We start from the raw sequence: 16,555 nt of genomic DNA on the forward strand, positions 1-16,555 counted from the left end.
CTCCGTGAAAAAATTAAAAAAGACTGAATGCGACTTTTCCGATCCCGGCATTCATGGAGTGGCGGCGAAATTGTGAAATAGTTGAGTTTCTAATTGCAGCGGCGTTAAAAGAATGACCGATCGCCTCGCTCGATAATCGCGATGATAGAAAATACGTTTGTAATAGCCGATGCATCCGCTTTATTGGGACGTTTGTTTGGCACATCCCCCCCCAAGCAGGGTAGGGAATCGTGCCTTATTTCGGGGGATTCACATACAGAATACGTGGCGTGAGCATAGCCCGTTCTTTTCACCCGTCGCAAGCATATTTTTCTAATTACATGCGGCAACCGCGTAATCGAGAAATAGATGCAATTTCAATGCTTGTATCAAGCGACGCGGAATTTGCCATCCTCGTTCGTAGGCGATAATCTGTGCGGGCTTGACTTTCGCGTCGCCAAGTGTGAAATGTAGTCAGATGGCGGCTTTCGATGCACGGTGATCTACGTTACGGGTGAGCTATGCCTTCAGGAAAGTACATCGGCGATAAAGCAGTCAGTCCGTCGTTTTCATGTCTTTGTGACAAGTCTCAAGCGCAGTATGCCAACCGCCGTATCAGTGCCGATCTGTCGCGGCGCGGCTTCGTCACCGGTCTCGCCGCTTCGATGCTGAGCCTGGTTCTGCCCGGTCTTGGCAATGCTCAAACCACCCAACCGCCAGCACCGCCGGACAAGCCGGTGCTGTTCACGAACTTCCGCTTGTTCGATGGCAAATCGTCGACGTTGCGTGACGGTCTCTACATGGTTGTCGAGGGTGACAGCATCAGCCAGTTGGGTCGGGGTCAACCGGCTTCGATCGACGGCAAAACGCTCGTCGATTGCGGTGGCAAGGTGATGATGCCCGGAATGATCGACATGCACTGGCACGCGCTGCTCGCGGCAGTGCCGATTCAGGTCATCCTTCAATCCGACATTGCTTTCGTCCATCTTGCGGCAAGCGCTGAAGCCGAACGTACACTACTGCGCGGCTTCACAACGATACGCGACGCGGGCGGCCCGTCATTCGCGCTGAAGCAGGCAATCGATAGCGGCATGATTTCCGGGCCGCGAATCTATCCGTCCGGCGCGATGATCACGACCACCGGGGGTCACGGCGATTTTCGTGCGCTGAGCGATCTGCCGCGCGCCGGCAACCAGGTCACCCAACTGGAACGGGACGGTGGCTTCGCGATCGCCGACAGCGAAGACGAAGTCCGCTTGCGGGTGCGCGAGCAGTTCATTCAGGGCGCGACGCAGATCAAGCTGGTCGGAGCCGGTGGGGTATCGACGCCGCGCAGCCCGCTCGACATGCTCACGTTTACCGAAAGGCAGTTGCGCGCGGCCGTCGAAACAGCGGCCGACTGGGGCACCTATATCCTCTCGCATGCGTACACGTCCGAAGCGGTTCAGCGCTCCGTTGCGGCAGGCGTGCAGTGCATCGAGCACGGTCATCTGATGGACGACAGGACTGCGGCGTTGATGGCGAAGAACGGCACGTGGTTGAGCACGCAGCCGTTCGTCAACGAAGACGACGCGGGTCCGCTCGCCCCACCGATCCGCGAAAAATTTCTTCAGGTGATCGCGGGCACCGACAGGGTTTTCAAGCTCGCGCGCAAGCATGGCATCAAGGTCGCGTTCGGCACGGACCTGATCTTTTCGCAGGCCGTGGCCGCACGGCAAGGCACGATGCTCACGCATATGAAGGCGTGGTATAGCGCAGCCGAAGCATTGGGCATCGCAACGGGCACCAATGGCCAGCTACTCGCGCTGTCCGGGCACCGCAATCCGTACCCGCGCAAGCTCGGTGTACTCGAGGAAGGTGCGTACGCCGATCTGCTGCTCGTCGACGGCAATCCGCTCGAGAATCTCGACCTGATCGCGAAGCCGGAGCAGAACCTGCGCATCGTGATGAAGGATGGAAAGTTCTACAAGAACACGCTGAAAGCGTAAACAACAATACAGGCGGGCGCGCAACCTGGCGCGCCCGCATTCGCTACACCGTCACACTATTTAGCCGTGCCCCTGCAGACGGATGTCGCGCGACGATGCGCCGACGTACACCGAGCTGCCCGGCACATAGAGCCAACGGTTGCTCGTCGTATCCCACACGCTCTGCATGCGCTGCGTCACGACAACGTGCACACGACGCGATTCGCCCGGGTTCAGACCCACCTTGTCCCAGCCGACGAGACGCCGTGGCGGTTCACCCTGATACGGCACGCCGAGGTACACCTGCGGCACTTCCGCACCGGCGACGCGACCATCGTTACGCACGTTGAACGACACGTCGATCAGGCCGCCCGGCAGATGCTGAACCGACAGACCCGAGTATGCGAAGTGCGTGTACGACAGGCCATAGCCGAACTCGAACATCGGCGTGATGTTCTGCGAGTCGTACCAGCGATAGCCCATATCGAGCTTCTCGGCGTACACCGGGTTCGCCGCAAACGCGCCATTCGTGCCCCACGTCGGCGTATCCTGGTCGCGCACCGGGAACGTGACGGGCAGCTTGCCGGAAGGATTGACCTTGCCGAACAGCACGTTCGCAATCGCATTGCCGCCGCCTTCGCCCGGATACCATGCTTCGATGATCGCCGACACGCTATCCTTCCACGGCATCAGCACCGGGTTGCCGCTTTCGACGACGACGATCGTGTGCGGATTGGCCGCCGCAACCGCTTCGACGAGTGCATCCTGGTTGGTCGGATTCGCGAGGCCCAGGCTCGGCAGATCGCCGATATCCTCACCGGCCGGCTGCGCGACCACGACGATCGCGACGTCGGAGTTGGCCGCCAGCGTGGCCGCCTGGGTGATCTGCTGCTGCGTGTAGGCGGCAAACGGCGACTGCTGATCGCTGTTGCCGGCGAAGGTCACGGTGGCCTGCGGCGCGAGCGCCTTGATCGCCGACACGATGGGCGTGTTCAGCTTCAGCCACGGGTTGGTCCACCAGCTGCAGCCCGTCTCCGTGCCGAACGTCAAGCCGCCGCAACCGGCGAACGCGCCCGTCACCGGATCGCGCGTGTTGCCTGAACCGCCGCCCGTCAGCACCGCCGCGTCGGCATGGCCGCCGATCACCGCGATACGCGACAGCGAACCAGCGGCGAGCGGCAACTGATTGCTGGCGTTCTTCAGCAGTACCATCGACTGCTCTTCGACCGACTGCGTGAAGGCTCTCGCGGCCGAGAAGTCGATGGTCGCGCCACCCTTCGGCGGATCGTCCATCACGCCCGTGCGGATCATCACATACAGCTTGCGCTCGACCATGTCGTCGAGGCGCGCGGTCGACACCGAGCCGTTCGCGATCGCCTGTTTGACCAGCGTGGGCGTCAGATAGACGGTCGAACCGACGTCTTCCTCCTCGTCGAGACCCGCATTGATCGCCGGTGCCGTGCTATGCGTCGCGCCCCAGTCCGACTGCACCTGACCTTCGAAGTGCCAGTCGTTCTTCAGCACGTCGTTGAGAATGTGCGGGTTCTCGCAGGCCTGGATGCCATTGACCTCGTTGTAGCTGCACATCACGCTGCCTGGCTGCGCGCGGCGCGCGGCGATTTCGAACGGCAGCAGATAGAGCTCGCGCATCGTGCGCTCGTCGATCTGGCTATTGCCGCCGCCGCGGTTATGTTCCTGCTCGTTGCCCATGTAGTGCTTGATCGTCGCGATGACCTTCTGGCTTTGCGTGCCGTCGGTGCGCTCGGCGAGCATCTCGCCGGCAAGCACCGGATCTTCGCCGAGGTACTCGAAGAGCCGGCCACCGCGTGGCTCACGCGCGAGGTTGGTGCCACCGCCGAGCCCCATGCCGAAGCCCTGCTGACGCAACTGGATCGCGATCTGCTTGCCGAAGTTCCACGACAGCGCGCGGTCCCAGCTCGCCGCTACCGCGAGCGTCGCCGGGAAGGTCGTCGATGGCTGGTTGGTGCTGCCCGAACCCGTGGCCGAGTCGACCATGTTCAGGTCGGGAATGCCGAGACGCGGCACGCCCTGAATGTAGCCCGCGCCGCCGCCCGGCACGGCGGACATCGCGTACTGCGAGTGAATGAACTGCAGCTTTTCGTCGATCGTCATCTTGTTGACGAGCGTTTGCGCGCGCCGATGCGCCGCGGCCGACGCGAACGCGTTCAGCACCGTCGACATGGGCGCGAAGTCGAGACCAGGAGTGGGGATGTCCGCGTGCGCAGCGGCGGGCGCAGCGGCGCTCACGGCCGCCGCAATCGCGACAGCCGGCCATAGTTTCTTCTGCATAGGTGTCTCTCCGAAATTGTGCTTTTCTGGGGCAACGGAGCGCGTCGGGGGATGGAAAACGGACGCGAAAACAGGCATGCAGCGATGACTGCAAACGTTTGCCTGTGGGAAGAAGAATCGGCGCAACTGGATGGGCTGTAGCGACTCTCCGTGGTGAGTAATGTAGGAATGTAGTCTGACTACAGCATCGGTATTTATACCAATACGTGTAATTTTATGCGTAATGTGGCGTAAGGCTTTTCCGACACAGGCTAATTGAAAGTTAGCGAATCAAAGCGAATAAAGAGTCGGCAATTTTGTGCGGGTTTTTATTCAAATTGGTGAGTGGGCATTTGCGCATTGACAAGAAAAAAGCCGCCGTCTAGTTTACTGGAAACCGCATCCCTTAAACTGGATTACATGGACATCAACGCCCTGATCGCGCGCCGGATCAAAGAACTGCGCGACGCTCAAAATTGGTCGCTCGATGCACTGGCCGAGCGCAGCAAAGTCAGCCGCTCGAATATCTCGCTGATCGAGCGCGCTCAGAGCAGTCCTACCGCGACCGTGCTCGACAAACTCGCGACCGCGTTGAACGTGCCGCTCGCGTCGCTATTCGAGCAGGATGGCGCGCCGGCTGCCGAGCCATCGCCGGTCAGTCGCGCGACCGAGCAGGCGGTGTGGACCGATCCGAGCTCGGGGTATGTGCGACGTCATCTGTCGCCGACCGCGCGCTCGGCGATCCAGTTGGTCGAGGTCAACTTTCCCGCCGGTCAGCGCGTCAGTTACGAAACCGGCGCGCGCGACGCGGACATTCATCAACAGGTGTGGATGCTCGACGGGTCGATGGAAATCACGGTCGGCGACACCAGCTGGCGGCTCAAGACCGGCGACTGCCTGGCGATGCGGCTCGACAGCCCGATCGTGTTCCGTAACCCCACTCGCAAACGCGCGCGCTATCTCGTCGCGCTGACCACATCGCCAGTCAACGAACGGAGAAACGGATGAGCGATAACGTGACCATACGGCGCGTGGGCGCGAACGAAGCTTCGGCCTGCGTCGAAGCGCTCGCCGACGTGCTGGTCGACTGCGTGGAAGGCGGAGCATCGGTCAGCTTCATGCTGCCGATCTCGCGTAACACGGCGCTCGCGTTCTGGCGCAACGTCGTGGAGAGCGTCGCGCGTGGCGAGCGCGTATTACTGATCGCCGAAGATCACAGCGGCGATATCGTGGGCACCGTGCAGTTGATTACCGCGCAACCCGAAAATCAGCCACATCGCGCCGACGTCGCGAAGATGCTCGTGCACAGAAAAGCACGCCGGCGCGGCGTCGCGCACGCTCTGATGCGCGAACTCGATCGCGTCGCGCGGGAAGAGAGAAAGTCGGTTCTCGTGCTCGACACCGTAACCGGTGGCGATGCCGAACGGCTTTATCAGCGCGCCGGATGGCAACGCGTCGGCAGCGTGCCGAATTACGCGCTGATGCCCGACGGGGCGTTGTGCGCGACGACGTTCTATTGCAAACAGCTTTGACTGCGCTGGCAGTGGGCTCCGTGCAAGTATTTGAAAATTTCAACTACTTGCCTATAATGCCTGCACTGTGTATGACGGTCGACAGCGGAGCAATTTCTTGTACTCGGACTTCCTGACTTTCAGGCTCGACCTGACCAGCGCATTGCTGATCAACCGCGCGAACATGGTCTACCGCGAGCGCTGGGATCTCGACGTGCGTGCGTTGCGCGTGCTGCGCCTCGTCTGCGCGGAGCCCGACATCACGCCCAAATCCGTTTCACAGCGCGCGCTGATCGAAAAAACGCTGCTTTCCAAAGTCCTCGCCGAGCTTGAAACGCGCGGCCTGATCACGCGCAACATGCATGCGTCGGACCGCCGCAGTATCGCGTTGCGTGCCACGGCGCACGGCCTCGAAGTCGCGCAGGCGTCCGAAGCGGTGGGCACCGAGCTCGAGGTCGAGCTCGCGAAGGCGCTCAGCGCGAACGAACGCAAAACGCTCGAACGTCTGCTCGGCAAGCTTTCACACAGCCTGCTCGAAAGCGAGTCCGCAAGCGCGCCGCCTGCGCGATCCTGACAGACGGTCCGCATTTCGCCGCCTTCCTTCCCTGGCGTTCATGGCAACAAGGAGCCCTCCATGTCGAAGCTGATCGAAACGATCTACAAAGACCTGCACGCGCACGCCGAACTGTCGATGCGGGCGCTGCGCACTGCGGGCATCGTCGCCGACCAGGTTGAAACCATTCAGTGAATTCACACGCCGTCTACACCATTCTCGACCTGATCGGCACCTTCGTGTTCGCGATCAGCGGCGCGGTCGCCGCGCGTCAACGACGGCTCGACCTGTTCGGCATCGTCGTGATCGCCTTCATGGTCGCGTGCGGCGGCGGCATCGTGCGCGACGTGTGCATCGGCGCGATCCCACCGGCCGGGCTGTCGAACTGGCGCTATCTGGCCACCGCGCTCGCCGCGTCGGCGGTGACGATTCTCGCGTATCCGCAGGTGCGCCGGCTGCGTCAGCCGGTGCTCTTCTTCGACGCGATCGGGCTCGGTCTGTTCGCGGTGTCGGGCGCGCAGAAAGCGCTCACGTACGGCCACAATGCCGAACTCGCGATTCTGCTCGGCGTCGTCAGCGCGGTGGGCGGCGGAGTGATGCGCGACGTCGTGCTCTCGCGCGTACCCGCGATTCTCGAGCGCGAAATCTATGCGTCGGCCGCGCTGTTCGGCGCGGCGGTGCAGGTCGGTTTTTCGTACGCGGGCTGGACGGACTGGTGGACGCCGTGGTTCGCGACGTTGGCCTGCGTGTTGGTGCGGCTCGCGTCGCTGCGCTACGGCTGGCGGCTGCCGGTCTTCCAGGGCAGACGCACGGCCGAGACGCGCGACAATCCATAACAGGTCCTGCGCGCTTCAGCTCGCGGTTTGCGCAATCAGCACCGCCGCCGCGCCACGTTGTCTCGTGCGTTCCACCGGCTCTCTCCGTTCATTCCACATGTCGATCCGCTCGCGACGAAGCGCGTCATGCACCACCCGCCATGCTCGGCAGCAGATCGCGATAGATATGAATCATCGCGGGCCCCATCAGCACGACGAGCAGCGCCGGAAAAATGCAGAACATCAACGGAAACAGCAACTTCAGCGCGATCTTCGCGGCCCGCTCCTCCGCGCGCATCCGGCGGCGCGTGCGCAGCGTATCGGACAGCACACGCAGCGACGCGCCGATGCTGGTGCCGAAGCGCTCGGCCTGGATCAGCATCGCGCTGAACGAGTCGATGTCTTCCACACCGGTGCGCAGCGAAAAATTGCGCAGCGCCTTTTCCTTCGAGAAACCTGAACGCATTTCGAGCAGCATCAGTTCGAGCTCGCTCGCGACCACCGCGCTGCGAAGGCGGATTTCCTCGCCGACTTTCATCAGCGACGCATCGAGGCCCAGACCCGCTTCGACACACACGGTCAGCAGATCGAGCGCATCGGGAAAGTCCTCGACGATGCTGCGCTTGCGCGCTGCGATGCGGCGCGACAGCACGACGTTCGGCAGGTAGTAGCCGAGCGCGGCCAGCACGACCAGCACGATCGCGCGTTCGAGCAGCGAATTCGCGAACGACGACCCGTACAGCGCGAGCATCGCCACGAGCGGCAACGTCAGCGCGAGCGCGGTCTTCGCGGCCAGATAGACCGGCGCGGCGTTGGCCGAGCGCCAGCCGGCGGTCATCAATTGCAGGCGCAGTGCGGATTGCTCCCAGCCGTCCTTCGGCACCGACAGCTTCGAGATCGGCTGCGAAATCTCGACGAGTTTTTCGTACCACGGCGTCTGCGCGGCGGCGTCGAGTTGCTCCGGCGCCGGGACGGCATTCGCGCCGCCCGCCTGCTCGATACGGCGGCTCATGTCGCGCGGCGTGCTCAGATGCATCGCGCCGAACACGGCCGCGAAAACGATCGCGAATACGCCGGCAAGCAACAGAGTCTGCGTGATGTTCAGTGTTTGCATGGTCCTTCTCCGATGACCTCTCGCCCGCTCAGACGCGAATCTTCACGATGTGCCGCATCCACAGAATGCCGAACAGCATGGCCACGCTCGCCACCGCGATCATCTTGACGCCCGCCGGGTCCTGCCACAGAACGTTCAGGAATCCGGGGTTGATCGCCATCATCGCGGCGCCGACGCCGAACGGCAGCAGGCCGAGCACCCAGGCGGACATCTTGCCTTCGGCGGCGAGCACGCGAACCTTGTCGAATAGCTTGAAGCGGTCGCGGATCAGCGCGGTGATGCCGTCGAGCACTTCGGCGAGATTGCCGCCCGTCTCGCGCTGGATCACGACGGCGATCACGAAGTAACGCAGATCGCGAATCGGCACGCGCGTCGCGAGATTCGTCAGCGCCTCGCTGATCGACACGCCGTAGTTGATCTCGTCGAACACGATGCGGAACTCGCCGCTCATCGGCTCGGCGAACTCGGTGCCGACCATATCGATCGCGCCGGTGAACGCATGGCCCGAACGCAACGCGCGCGACAGCATGTCGCAAACGTCCGGCAGTTGCCGTTCGAGTTGACGGATGCGCCGGTTGCGCCGCCGCTGCACGTAGGCGAGCGGCAGCAATGCGGACAGCGCCGCGGCGCCCGCGGTGAAGACCCATGGCATCGCGAGGCTCGCGCCCGCCATCAGCACGAACGGCGGCAACACCGCGCAGGTGCCGACGAGTCGCCCGACCGACCACGATAGCCCCGACTGCTGCAGAAACAGATCGAGCGCATGCACGCGCGGAATGCGCAGCAGCAGCCGCGTGAGCACCGCCGAGTCGGCCATCGTGCGCGTCTTCAGAATCGAAAGACGCTGCCTGCTCAACGCGCCGCCGGCGGATACCGCGCGAATCCGCGAATCGACGCGGCGCGCGACCGGGCCGTGCCGGCTGTTCCAATACTCGTAGACGCCGCTCGTCGCGAGCACCACGGCCGCGAACAGCAGAATGATCGACGCGTAGAAAATCGGGCTCATGCAAGTCTCCTGAAACACCGGGTGAGCGGTCGGTGCGCGTTGCCCATACTCGTCATGTCGTTTCGAAGCGACGCGCCGGATCGTAGACCTGCTCCGAGGGCGCCACGCCGAATGCCTGCAAGCGCTCGGCGAATTGGGGCCGCACGCCGGTCGCGCAGAAATGGCCGCGCACGTTGCCCTTCGTATCGACGCCGGAGCGGCGGAACACGAAGATCTCCTGCATGTTGATCATGTCGCCCTCCATGCCGGTCAGCTCCGAAATGCTGACGATCTTGCGGCGGCCATCGGTCAGACGCGTGGCTTGCACGACCACCGAAATCGCCGACGAAATCTGCTGGCGCATCGTGCGCGTCGGCAGCGACAGGCCGCCGAGCGTCATCATGTTTTCGAGGCGCGTCAGCGCATCGCGCGGTGTGTTCGCGTGGATCGTCGACAGCGAGCCTTCGTGGCCGGTGTTCATCGCGTTCAGCATGTCGAGCGCTTCGGCGCCGCGCACCTCGCCGAGAATGATGCGGTCGGGCCGCATCCGCAGCGCGTTGCGCACCAGCGTGCGCTGCGTGATCTCTCCGCGTCCCTCGATGTTCGGCGAACGCGTCTCCAGCCGCAGCACGTGTTGCTGGCGCAGTTGCAGTTCGGCCGCGTCCTCGATCGTGACGATGCGCTCGTCGCCCGGAATGAAGCCCGACAGCACGTTCAGCAGCGTGGTCTTGCCGCTGCCCGTGCCGCCCGACACGAGGATGTTCACCTTCGCGCGCGCGAGCGCGTCGAGCACTTCGGCCATCGGCGGCGTCAGGCTCTGCAATTCAACCAGGTCGGCAACCTGCAACGGATTGGCGGCGAAACGGCGGATCGACAGCAACGGACCGTCGATCGCACAGGGCCGGATGATCGCGTTCACGCGCGAGCCGTCCGGCAAGCGCGCGTCGACCATCGGGCTCGATTCGTCGATATGGCGGCCGACGCCGGAGACGATCTTCTCGATGACCTTCATCAGATGCGCGTCGTCGTAGAAGGTCACATCGGTCGCTTCGAGACGGCCACGGCGCTCGACGTACGTATGACGATGCGTATTCACCAGAATGTCGGACACGGTCGGGTCGCGCAGCAGCACTTCGAGCGGACCGAAGCCGAACATTTCGTCGTGCACGTCGCCGACGAGTTGCCGGCGTTCGAGATCGTTGGCGGGCGCCTTCTGGTCTTCGAGAATGCGCCCGATCAGCGTCGCGATCTCCTGGCGGACCTGCTCGGGCGGCAGGCGCGACAGCCGTTCGAGCTCGACGCGTTCGAGCACCGCCTGATGAATCTCGCGTTTCAGTTTCTGGTAGGCGCCGCGCAACATGCCGGCGCCCGCCGGATCCTGGCGTTCGCCCAGCGGCTGCACACGTTGCGCGGAAATCTGCTCACGAAGCGACATGACGTTCCCCTGTTCTGATCGTGTAGCGTTGGAGCACGGTTAAAGCGTTTCGAGTTTCGGCGACGGCTGGCGGCCCAGCAGCCGCCCGAACAGCGACTCGCCCTTCGCGCGCGAACGCCCCGGTTTGGTCGCGCGTGCCGCGATGTTTTCGGCGAGCGCCTGCAGGCTGCGCGCAACCCCGCTGCCGCGCGCCGTCTTCGACACCGGCAGTCCCTGGTTCATCGCATCGGTCACCGTTTCGGCATCCTCGGGGATCACCTGATACGCGCTCATGCCGAGCACGGATTCGAGCGCCGCGCGCGGCCGCTCGCCGTGTCGTGTATAGCGGTTCAGGATCAGCCGCATCTGCTCCTGCGCGTAGCCGAGCGAGCAGAGAATCTCCTGCAGCCGGCGGCCGGCCCGCACGTGCGGCATGCTCGCCTGCAGCACGAGATGAATCTGGTCGCTGCGATCGAGCGCGAGCATCGACAACTGGTTCAGCGTCTGGCCGAGATCGAACAGCACGAAGTCGTAATGCGGCGCGGCGACGCCGAGCAGCCACTCGAGGCGGTCTTCCTTGACCTCGGCCGCCTTCACCGGGTCGCCCGCGCCGGCGAGAATATGGAAGCTGTCGCTCACGTGCACGAGGCTCGTGTCGAAGAACGCGGCATCCATGCGTTCGATCTGCGCGCAGATTTGCGGCAGCGTCGACGGCGGCGTCTGGTCGGAGACCAGAAACGCGGCATCGGCGAACTGCTGGTTCAGATCGATCAGCAAAACGCGCTTTTTCTGCGGCAGAGTCGCGATCGCATGCGCGACGTTCGCGGCGATGAAGCTGGTGCCGGCGCCGCCCTTGCACGACACGAACGACAGAATCCGCGTATCGCGCGTGCCGCCTTGCAGGCTCTGCGCCTGCGCGCGCTGCAGCGCGTCGCCGAACTGGCGCGAATCGAGCGGCCAGTTCAGCACGTCGCGAAAGCCCGCGCGCATCGCGGCGATCAGCGTCTGCGGCGATGCGTCGGGAATCAGCAGGATGCAGGTGAGCCGCCCATGCTCGCGATGCAGGCGCTCCACCACCGCGAGCTCCGCATCCTTCAGCGACGCGGCGTCGACGATCAGCACGTCGAACGCGTCGAGCGTGTCGCCGCGTTCGCCGAGCAGCGACGGCGTGCCCATCGCGCGCGTGATCCGGTAGTCGCCGGCTTCGCCGCTCAGATGCGCGATCTGCGCGAGCCGTGCGCCGTCTTCAGAGAGAGCCAGGATGTTGATCATGATGTTCCCAACCGAGCTGTCGAATTAACCGGCGGACGGCGCGTCCGCCCCATGCGCCGCGTTCGCCATCACTGACTGCCGCCGCTGCTGCCGATACCCATCACGAACGGATTGAACGTCGTGACCGGCGTCTGGAACGACTTGTCGTACTGCTGCTGCGCGGCGACCGCGGCCTTGCCGTCGACGCCCGGTGTGGATGGCGTGTGCTCGCCCGCATGCGGATCGATGATCTGCATCTGCGTCACGGTGCGCACGGCGTCGCCGACGTGTGCGTCCCAGATCGGCGAGCTCGACATGCAGCCGCTCAACGAGCCGCCCAGCATCATTAGCAACGCCGCGCGGCGCGGGATCAGAAGATGTTCGGGTTTCATGAGAGTCTCCTTCGCGGCGCGTTATGGGTTGGGCTGTGCGCCCTTGATCGTCGGGTTGCTTGGGCTCATGGCGTCGGCTTTGGCGAGTGCGGGTTCGGCGTTGGTGTGCGCTTGCGCTGCCGACGCTGCCGTTGCGGTCGTCTTGTCCGGTGGCGGCACCGCCGCCGACGGTGCCGGCCGGTCCGCCGGGGTGTCACGCGGCAGCAGCGCGGCGGGCGCGGCCGAGCCTTCGGTCGGTGCCGGCGTCGGAACCGGTGCGGGCAACGCGGGTTGCGTTTGCGGTTGCGCGGGCATCTGCGGCGCATTCGGGTTCGCGGCGCCCGCTGCCTGCGCTGCGGGCCGGCGGCCTTCCATGTTGCCGGTCGCGTAGACCGTGCCGTCGGATACACCGGTGAAGCTATCGGTCGGCAGCGGATAGTCGCCCGCCGGCAGCGGCTTCACCAGATGCACGGTGACGATGAAGATCAGCTCCGTGCGATCCTGCTGGAACGACGTGCTGCGAAACAGCGCACCGAGCACCGGCACTTCGCCGATGCCGGGCAGCGCCTTCAGCGAGCCGGTGATGTTGTTCTGGATCAACCCGCCGATCGCGAAGCTCTCGCCGTCGTTCATCTGCACCGTCGTCGACGCGCGCCGCGTCGTGATCAGCGGCAGCACCGAGGTGTTGCCCGTGCCGCTCGCCGACACGGTGACGCCGGTCGGCGACAGTTCCGATACTTCCGGCGCGACCTTCAGATTCACGCGGCTGCCCGCGAGCACGGTCGGCGTGAATTTGAGGCCGACGCCGAACTCTTCTTCCTGCAGCGTGATCGTCGAGCCGCCCGAGCCGTTGCTTTGCGACACCGGAATGAAGACCCGGCCGCCCGCGAGGAACGACGCTTCCTGGCCGCTCAGCGTGACGAGGTTCGGCTCCGCGAGAATCTTGCCGAGGCTGTCGCTCTTCTGCGCGTCGACGGCGATATTGAACGGCCTGTTGTTCGCCTTGCTCACCGCGATACCACTGCTGACACCGGCGAGCAGGCTGCTCACGAGCGCACCGGTCCACGAACCGAAGCCGCCCTGGATGTTGACCGCCGCGCCCAACTGATTGAGCAACGTCTTCGACACCTCGGCGACCTTTACTTCGAGCATCACTTGCTGCGGCGAATCGACCGTCATCATGTTGATGACTTCGGAACCCTTGCTAACACTCGAGCTTTGCTGCGAGATCGTGCCGCCGTTACCAAAGCTCGCGGTGCTCGCCTGGTCTTGCTGGGTGGGCTGCGCGCCCGCGTAAGCGCCGGCGATGCTCATCGCCTGCTGCGCAGCCTGCCCGCTCGACACGCGGCCCGCGAGCACGAGATTGCCGGCCGCGCTCGACACGCGAATGCCGCGCTCGTTCGGCAGCAATTGCGCGAGTGTGCGTTGCAGCCCTTCGGCATCGACGCCGACGCTCACGTCGATGATCTGGCATGCGCCGCTGCGGCCCTGCACGATCATGTTCGTGGTGCCGACGCTCATGCCGACCACGTACAGCGTGCGCTGCGACACGAGCGTCGCCTGCGCGACGACCGGATTGCCGAGCGTGCGGTTGCGCGCGGCCTCGACGAGCGGCACCAGGATCGACTTGCCGACTGCCACCGACACGCTCGATTCGTCGCGAATCTCGCCGGTGCAGTTCGGCCCGGTCAGCTGCGCGGGGGCGACCACCCTGCCGCTCGTCGCGCCGGTCGGCATCGGCGTGTTGCTGACCAGCATCGGCACGGCGCCCCGGCCGACCGGCAGCGGCGCTGTCTGCGCACCCCAGCCCGGCGGCAGTTGCGCGGCGGCCATCGTTTGGGCCGCGCTGTCGTGCGCGGCCGTCAATCCGGCGCATAGCGCGGCGGCGAGCACCGTGCCGCCGAGCGAGCGGCAATGCTTGCCGCCACCGGATGAGAACCGTTGTTGTGTTTTCATGTTGCTGCCCCCGTCGCTCGATAGGTGTGAACCGAGACGTCTTTTGATTGCCTTCTGATTCAGATCGCGGCGCCTGACGTGAACTCGCGCTAACCTGCGCGCCGCGACCGCGCTAGAAACATTCGACGCTGCCCGTCACCCCCGACAGCACGCCGACGCAATCGCGCCTGGGCGCCGGACGCGCCGCATAGTGCGTGCGCACCGGATGCACATCGGGCGCCGCCGGCGCCGAAGCCGGCACGTCGAGCAAGGTCAGCTTGGTCGCGCCGCCGGTGCTCGGGGTCTGCTTGTCCACCTGATTGCGCAGTACCAGCGACAGCGTGCCGACGCTGCGCGCGAGGTCGAGCTTCTCGGCCTGCTCGGGCGTCACCTCGAGCGTCACCGCGTTGACCACTTTCGGCGCGGTGTCATCGCGGCTGACCTGCTGCGCGACCGCTAGCACGAGGATCTTTTCGAGCACGATCTTCGAGATGCTTTGCGACGTGTCGGTCTTGTTCGTCTGCTGCGTATTGACGATCACGTCGACGTAATTGCCCGGCAGTGCGAAGCCCGCGACGCCGACCACGTCGTTCACGCGTACGGTGATCGCGCGATTGCCTTCACCAATCACCGCTGACAAGCCACCTTTCGTACCCTGCGGCGCGAGCTTCGATTCGAGCACCGGCTCGCCGGGCGCGAGACTCGTCAGCAGCACGCGCCCTTCGAGCGCCTTGCCGTCGGCGAACGCACCGGGCGGCACGCTCGAAGTCGGCCAACTGACCAGGTGGATCAGGTTCTGGTTCAGCGGCTGGCCGAGGCTGATTTCCGACGACGCCACCGCAACCGACGTCACCGCGCCCGACGACGTCTGCAGCAGCCAGCGCGACGCGAAACTCACGGCCGCGAGGCCCGCCAGCACGGCGATCGTCAGCATCACTAAAGCCCGACTGTTTTTCATGGCAACACTCCCGCATCGTTCAGTGGAAACGTCCGGCTATAGCGCGGCCGCGAACAGCATTCCGAGGGTTCCGGCCGCGATCGCGACGCCGTAGGGAATCGACCCGACCGATCCGGACCGCGCATCGATCAGGTTTGGCTGTCCGAGCGGCGCGACGACGAGGCCGCCGAGCAGTTGCCGCAGATTCGCGAGCACGCGCGCGAAGCGGCCGCGGCGCAGCACGATCAGCAGAGACCAGAGCCCGCCGAGCAGAAAAGTGGCAAGCGCGATCCGCCAGGTCAGCGCGGGTCCGACCCACGCGCCGATCATCATCAGCAGCTTCACGTCGCCGGCGGCCATGCCGCCCAGCAGATAGAACGGCAACAGCAAAGCGAGGCCGCACGCCGCCCCGATCAACCAGTCGAGCGCGCCGGCGAGCAGCCCGTGAATCGACATCTGCACGGCAAGCGCGACGGCGAGTCCGAGTGAGATCAGGCGATTCGGAATGCGCCGCGCGCTTATGTCCGTGCTCGCGGCCACGATCGCCAGCACGATCACGCACAGCGGTACAGGATGTGGCGGCAGAGGTGGCAGCGTCATGATGACCTCGTCAAGGATGATTGAGCCGCGTCAGACCGAGTCAGCGAGATTGTTGAAGATCGCGCTGAGGTTGGTGCCGAGCGTGGTCACGCCGCCGATGATCAGCAGTGCAATCAGACCGGCGAGCAGGCCGTATTCGATGGCGGTCACACCGTCCTCGTCGTGAATGAAACGTGCTGCGCGAGCAATCAGGTTCTTCATGACAGACCTCCTTTTTCCAGTGGGAAGGGGACGGACGAATCGCGAGGTTCGTCCGTCGACTCGAGGACTCAGACCGAGGCCGCGAGGTTGTTGAAAATCGTCTGCAGATGCTGGCCGAGCGTGGTCACGCCGGTGATGATCAACAGCGCGATCAGGCCGGCGAGCAGCCCATATTCGATGGCGGTCACGCCGTCTTCGTCACGAACGAAACGGGCTGCGGCAGCGATGATGTTCTTCATGATTCGACTCCTCTGGAAGACTAACTAATGGAACCCGTTACCAGGATTGGCGTGGGCGATGGGACTGCGGGTACTGCAGGGAAATGCGGGAAGCTGCTGGCTAGTTTCGCCGCCCGATCAGCGTCGCGCGGTGTTTGATCCGCATGGTCGCAACGCTGGGCGACACGAACTGGAGGAAACGGGGAAAGTGAAGCGGCAGCTGCCGCGCGAGCCGCAGCATCGCGGCCGCGTGCCGCTGGCGCAGCATGGCCGCACGATGTGCGCCGCACACGGGCCTGGTATCGCCGCGCAGTCGCGTGATCTTGTTGTGCATACATCCCCCGTCTTTCGTGATTCTTTTCTTGGCGTCGGCTCGAGGCCGGCACTCCGCGCACTCCCTATCGCAAGGACGGGA

17 protein-coding genes are annotated in these 16,555 nt (G+C 64.3%); 5 read left to right on the plus strand and 12 right to left on the minus strand.

The window, feature by feature from the left end; all coding sequences use genetic code 11:
• The first annotated feature begins 500 nt into the window (after positions 1 to 500).
• A complete protein-coding gene (locus F6X39_RS25670; RefSeq protein ID WP_262414816.1) occupies positions 501 to 1,967 on the plus strand; it encodes a metal-dependent hydrolase family protein in 1,467 nt (488 codons plus the stop codon).
• A gap of 60 nt (positions 1,968 to 2,027) precedes the next feature.
• Here F6X39_RS25670 and F6X39_RS25675 read toward each other — a convergent pair whose 3' ends face one another.
• Entirely contained in the window at positions 2,028 to 4,256 is a 2,229-nt protein-coding gene (locus F6X39_RS25675; RefSeq protein ID WP_187618652.1) for a beta-glucosidase family protein, read from the minus strand.
• A gap of 399 nt (positions 4,257 to 4,655) precedes the next feature.
• Here F6X39_RS25675 and F6X39_RS25680 point away from each other — a divergent pair, with 399 nt between their 5' ends.
• From F6X39_RS25680 to F6X39_RS25695, 4 genes are all read left to right on the plus strand, one after another.
• Positions 4,656 to 5,243 (plus strand): helix-turn-helix domain-containing protein, encoded by a 588-nt coding sequence (locus tag F6X39_RS25680; RefSeq protein WP_187618653.1) that lies wholly within the window; start codon positions 4,656 to 4,658, stop codon positions 5,241 to 5,243.
• Positions 5,240 to 5,767 (plus strand): GNAT family N-acetyltransferase, encoded by a 528-nt coding sequence (locus F6X39_RS25685; RefSeq protein WP_187618654.1) that lies wholly within the window; start codon positions 5,240 to 5,242, stop codon positions 5,765 to 5,767. Before F6X39_RS25680 ends, F6X39_RS25685 begins: the two co-directional genes overlap by 4 nt.
• Before the next feature lie 97 nt (positions 5,768 to 5,864).
• On the plus strand, positions 5,865 to 6,320 hold the full coding sequence (locus F6X39_RS25690) for a MarR family winged helix-turn-helix transcriptional regulator (RefSeq protein WP_187618655.1): 456 nt from the start codon (positions 5,865 to 5,867) through the stop codon (positions 6,318 to 6,320).
• 170 nt (positions 6,321 to 6,490) lie between these two features.
• Positions 6,491 to 7,135, plus strand: coding sequence for a trimeric intracellular cation channel family protein (locus F6X39_RS25695; protein WP_187618656.1), 645 nt, complete (start codon positions 6,491 to 6,493; stop codon positions 7,133 to 7,135).
• Between the two features lie 124 nt (positions 7,136 to 7,259).
• Here the strand turns inward: F6X39_RS25695 and F6X39_RS25700 are convergent, their stop codons facing one another.
• The 11 genes from F6X39_RS25700 to F6X39_RS25750 form a co-directional block, all read right to left on the minus strand.
• The gene (locus F6X39_RS25700) at positions 7,260 to 8,228 is read right to left on the minus strand and encodes a type II secretion system F family protein (RefSeq protein ID WP_187618657.1); all 969 of its coding nucleotides are present in this window, start codon (positions 8,226 to 8,228) and stop codon (positions 7,260 to 7,262) included.
• A gap of 28 nt (positions 8,229 to 8,256) precedes the next feature.
• Positions 8,257 to 9,234 carry a type II secretion system F family protein gene (locus F6X39_RS25705; protein WP_187618658.1) on the minus strand — a complete coding sequence of 326 codons (978 nt, stop codon included), beginning with the start codon at positions 9,232 to 9,234 and terminating at the stop codon, positions 8,257 to 8,259.
• A gap of 52 nt (positions 9,235 to 9,286) precedes the next feature.
• The gene (locus F6X39_RS25710; RefSeq protein WP_184024443.1) at positions 9,287 to 10,648 is read right to left on the minus strand and encodes a CpaF family protein; all 1,362 of its coding nucleotides are present in this window, start codon (positions 10,646 to 10,648) and stop codon (positions 9,287 to 9,289) included.
• A gap of 39 nt (positions 10,649 to 10,687) precedes the next feature.
• The gene (locus F6X39_RS25715) at positions 10,688 to 11,899 is read right to left on the minus strand and encodes a CpaE family protein (RefSeq protein WP_184024440.1); all 1,212 of its coding nucleotides are present in this window, start codon (positions 11,897 to 11,899) and stop codon (positions 10,688 to 10,690) included.
• 68 nt (positions 11,900 to 11,967) lie between these two features.
• Complete coding sequence (locus F6X39_RS25720; protein WP_187618659.1) at positions 11,968 to 12,270, minus strand: hypothetical protein; 303 nt, start codon at positions 12,268 to 12,270, stop codon at positions 11,968 to 11,970.
• Positions 12,271 to 12,291: 21 nt separating this feature from the next.
• Positions 12,292 to 14,205, minus strand: a complete 1,914-nt coding sequence (locus F6X39_RS25725; RefSeq protein WP_187618660.1) for a type II and III secretion system protein family protein — start codon at positions 14,203 to 14,205, stop codon at positions 12,292 to 12,294.
• A 112-nt stretch (positions 14,206 to 14,317) separates the two neighbouring features.
• Positions 14,318 to 15,142 (minus strand): Flp pilus assembly protein CpaB, encoded by an 825-nt coding sequence (gene cpaB, locus F6X39_RS25730; RefSeq protein ID WP_184024428.1) that lies wholly within the window; start codon positions 15,140 to 15,142, stop codon positions 14,318 to 14,320.
• Between the two features lie 36 nt (positions 15,143 to 15,178).
• Complete coding sequence (locus F6X39_RS25735; protein WP_187618661.1) at positions 15,179 to 15,721, minus strand: prepilin peptidase; 543 nt, start codon at positions 15,719 to 15,721, stop codon at positions 15,179 to 15,181.
• A 30-nt stretch (positions 15,722 to 15,751) separates the two neighbouring features.
• Positions 15,752 to 15,922 carry a Flp family type IVb pilin gene (locus tag F6X39_RS25740; protein ID WP_184024399.1) on the minus strand — a complete coding sequence of 57 codons (171 nt, stop codon included), beginning with the start codon at positions 15,920 to 15,922 and terminating at the stop codon, positions 15,752 to 15,754.
• A 68-nt stretch (positions 15,923 to 15,990) separates the two neighbouring features.
• Complete coding sequence (locus F6X39_RS25745) at positions 15,991 to 16,161, minus strand: Flp family type IVb pilin (protein WP_187618662.1); 171 nt, start codon at positions 16,159 to 16,161, stop codon at positions 15,991 to 15,993.
• Between the two features lie 100 nt (positions 16,162 to 16,261).
• Positions 16,262 to 16,474, minus strand: coding sequence for a hypothetical protein (locus F6X39_RS25750; RefSeq protein ID WP_184061565.1), 213 nt, complete (start codon positions 16,472 to 16,474; stop codon positions 16,262 to 16,264).
• Positions 16,475 to 16,555: the final 81 nt, after the last annotated feature.

Origin of the sequence: Paraburkholderia sp. UCT2 (assembly GCF_014397665.1) — a bacterium.
In the GTDB taxonomy this organism is placed as follows: domain Bacteria; phylum Pseudomonadota; class Gammaproteobacteria; order Burkholderiales; family Burkholderiaceae; genus Paraburkholderia; species Paraburkholderia tuberum.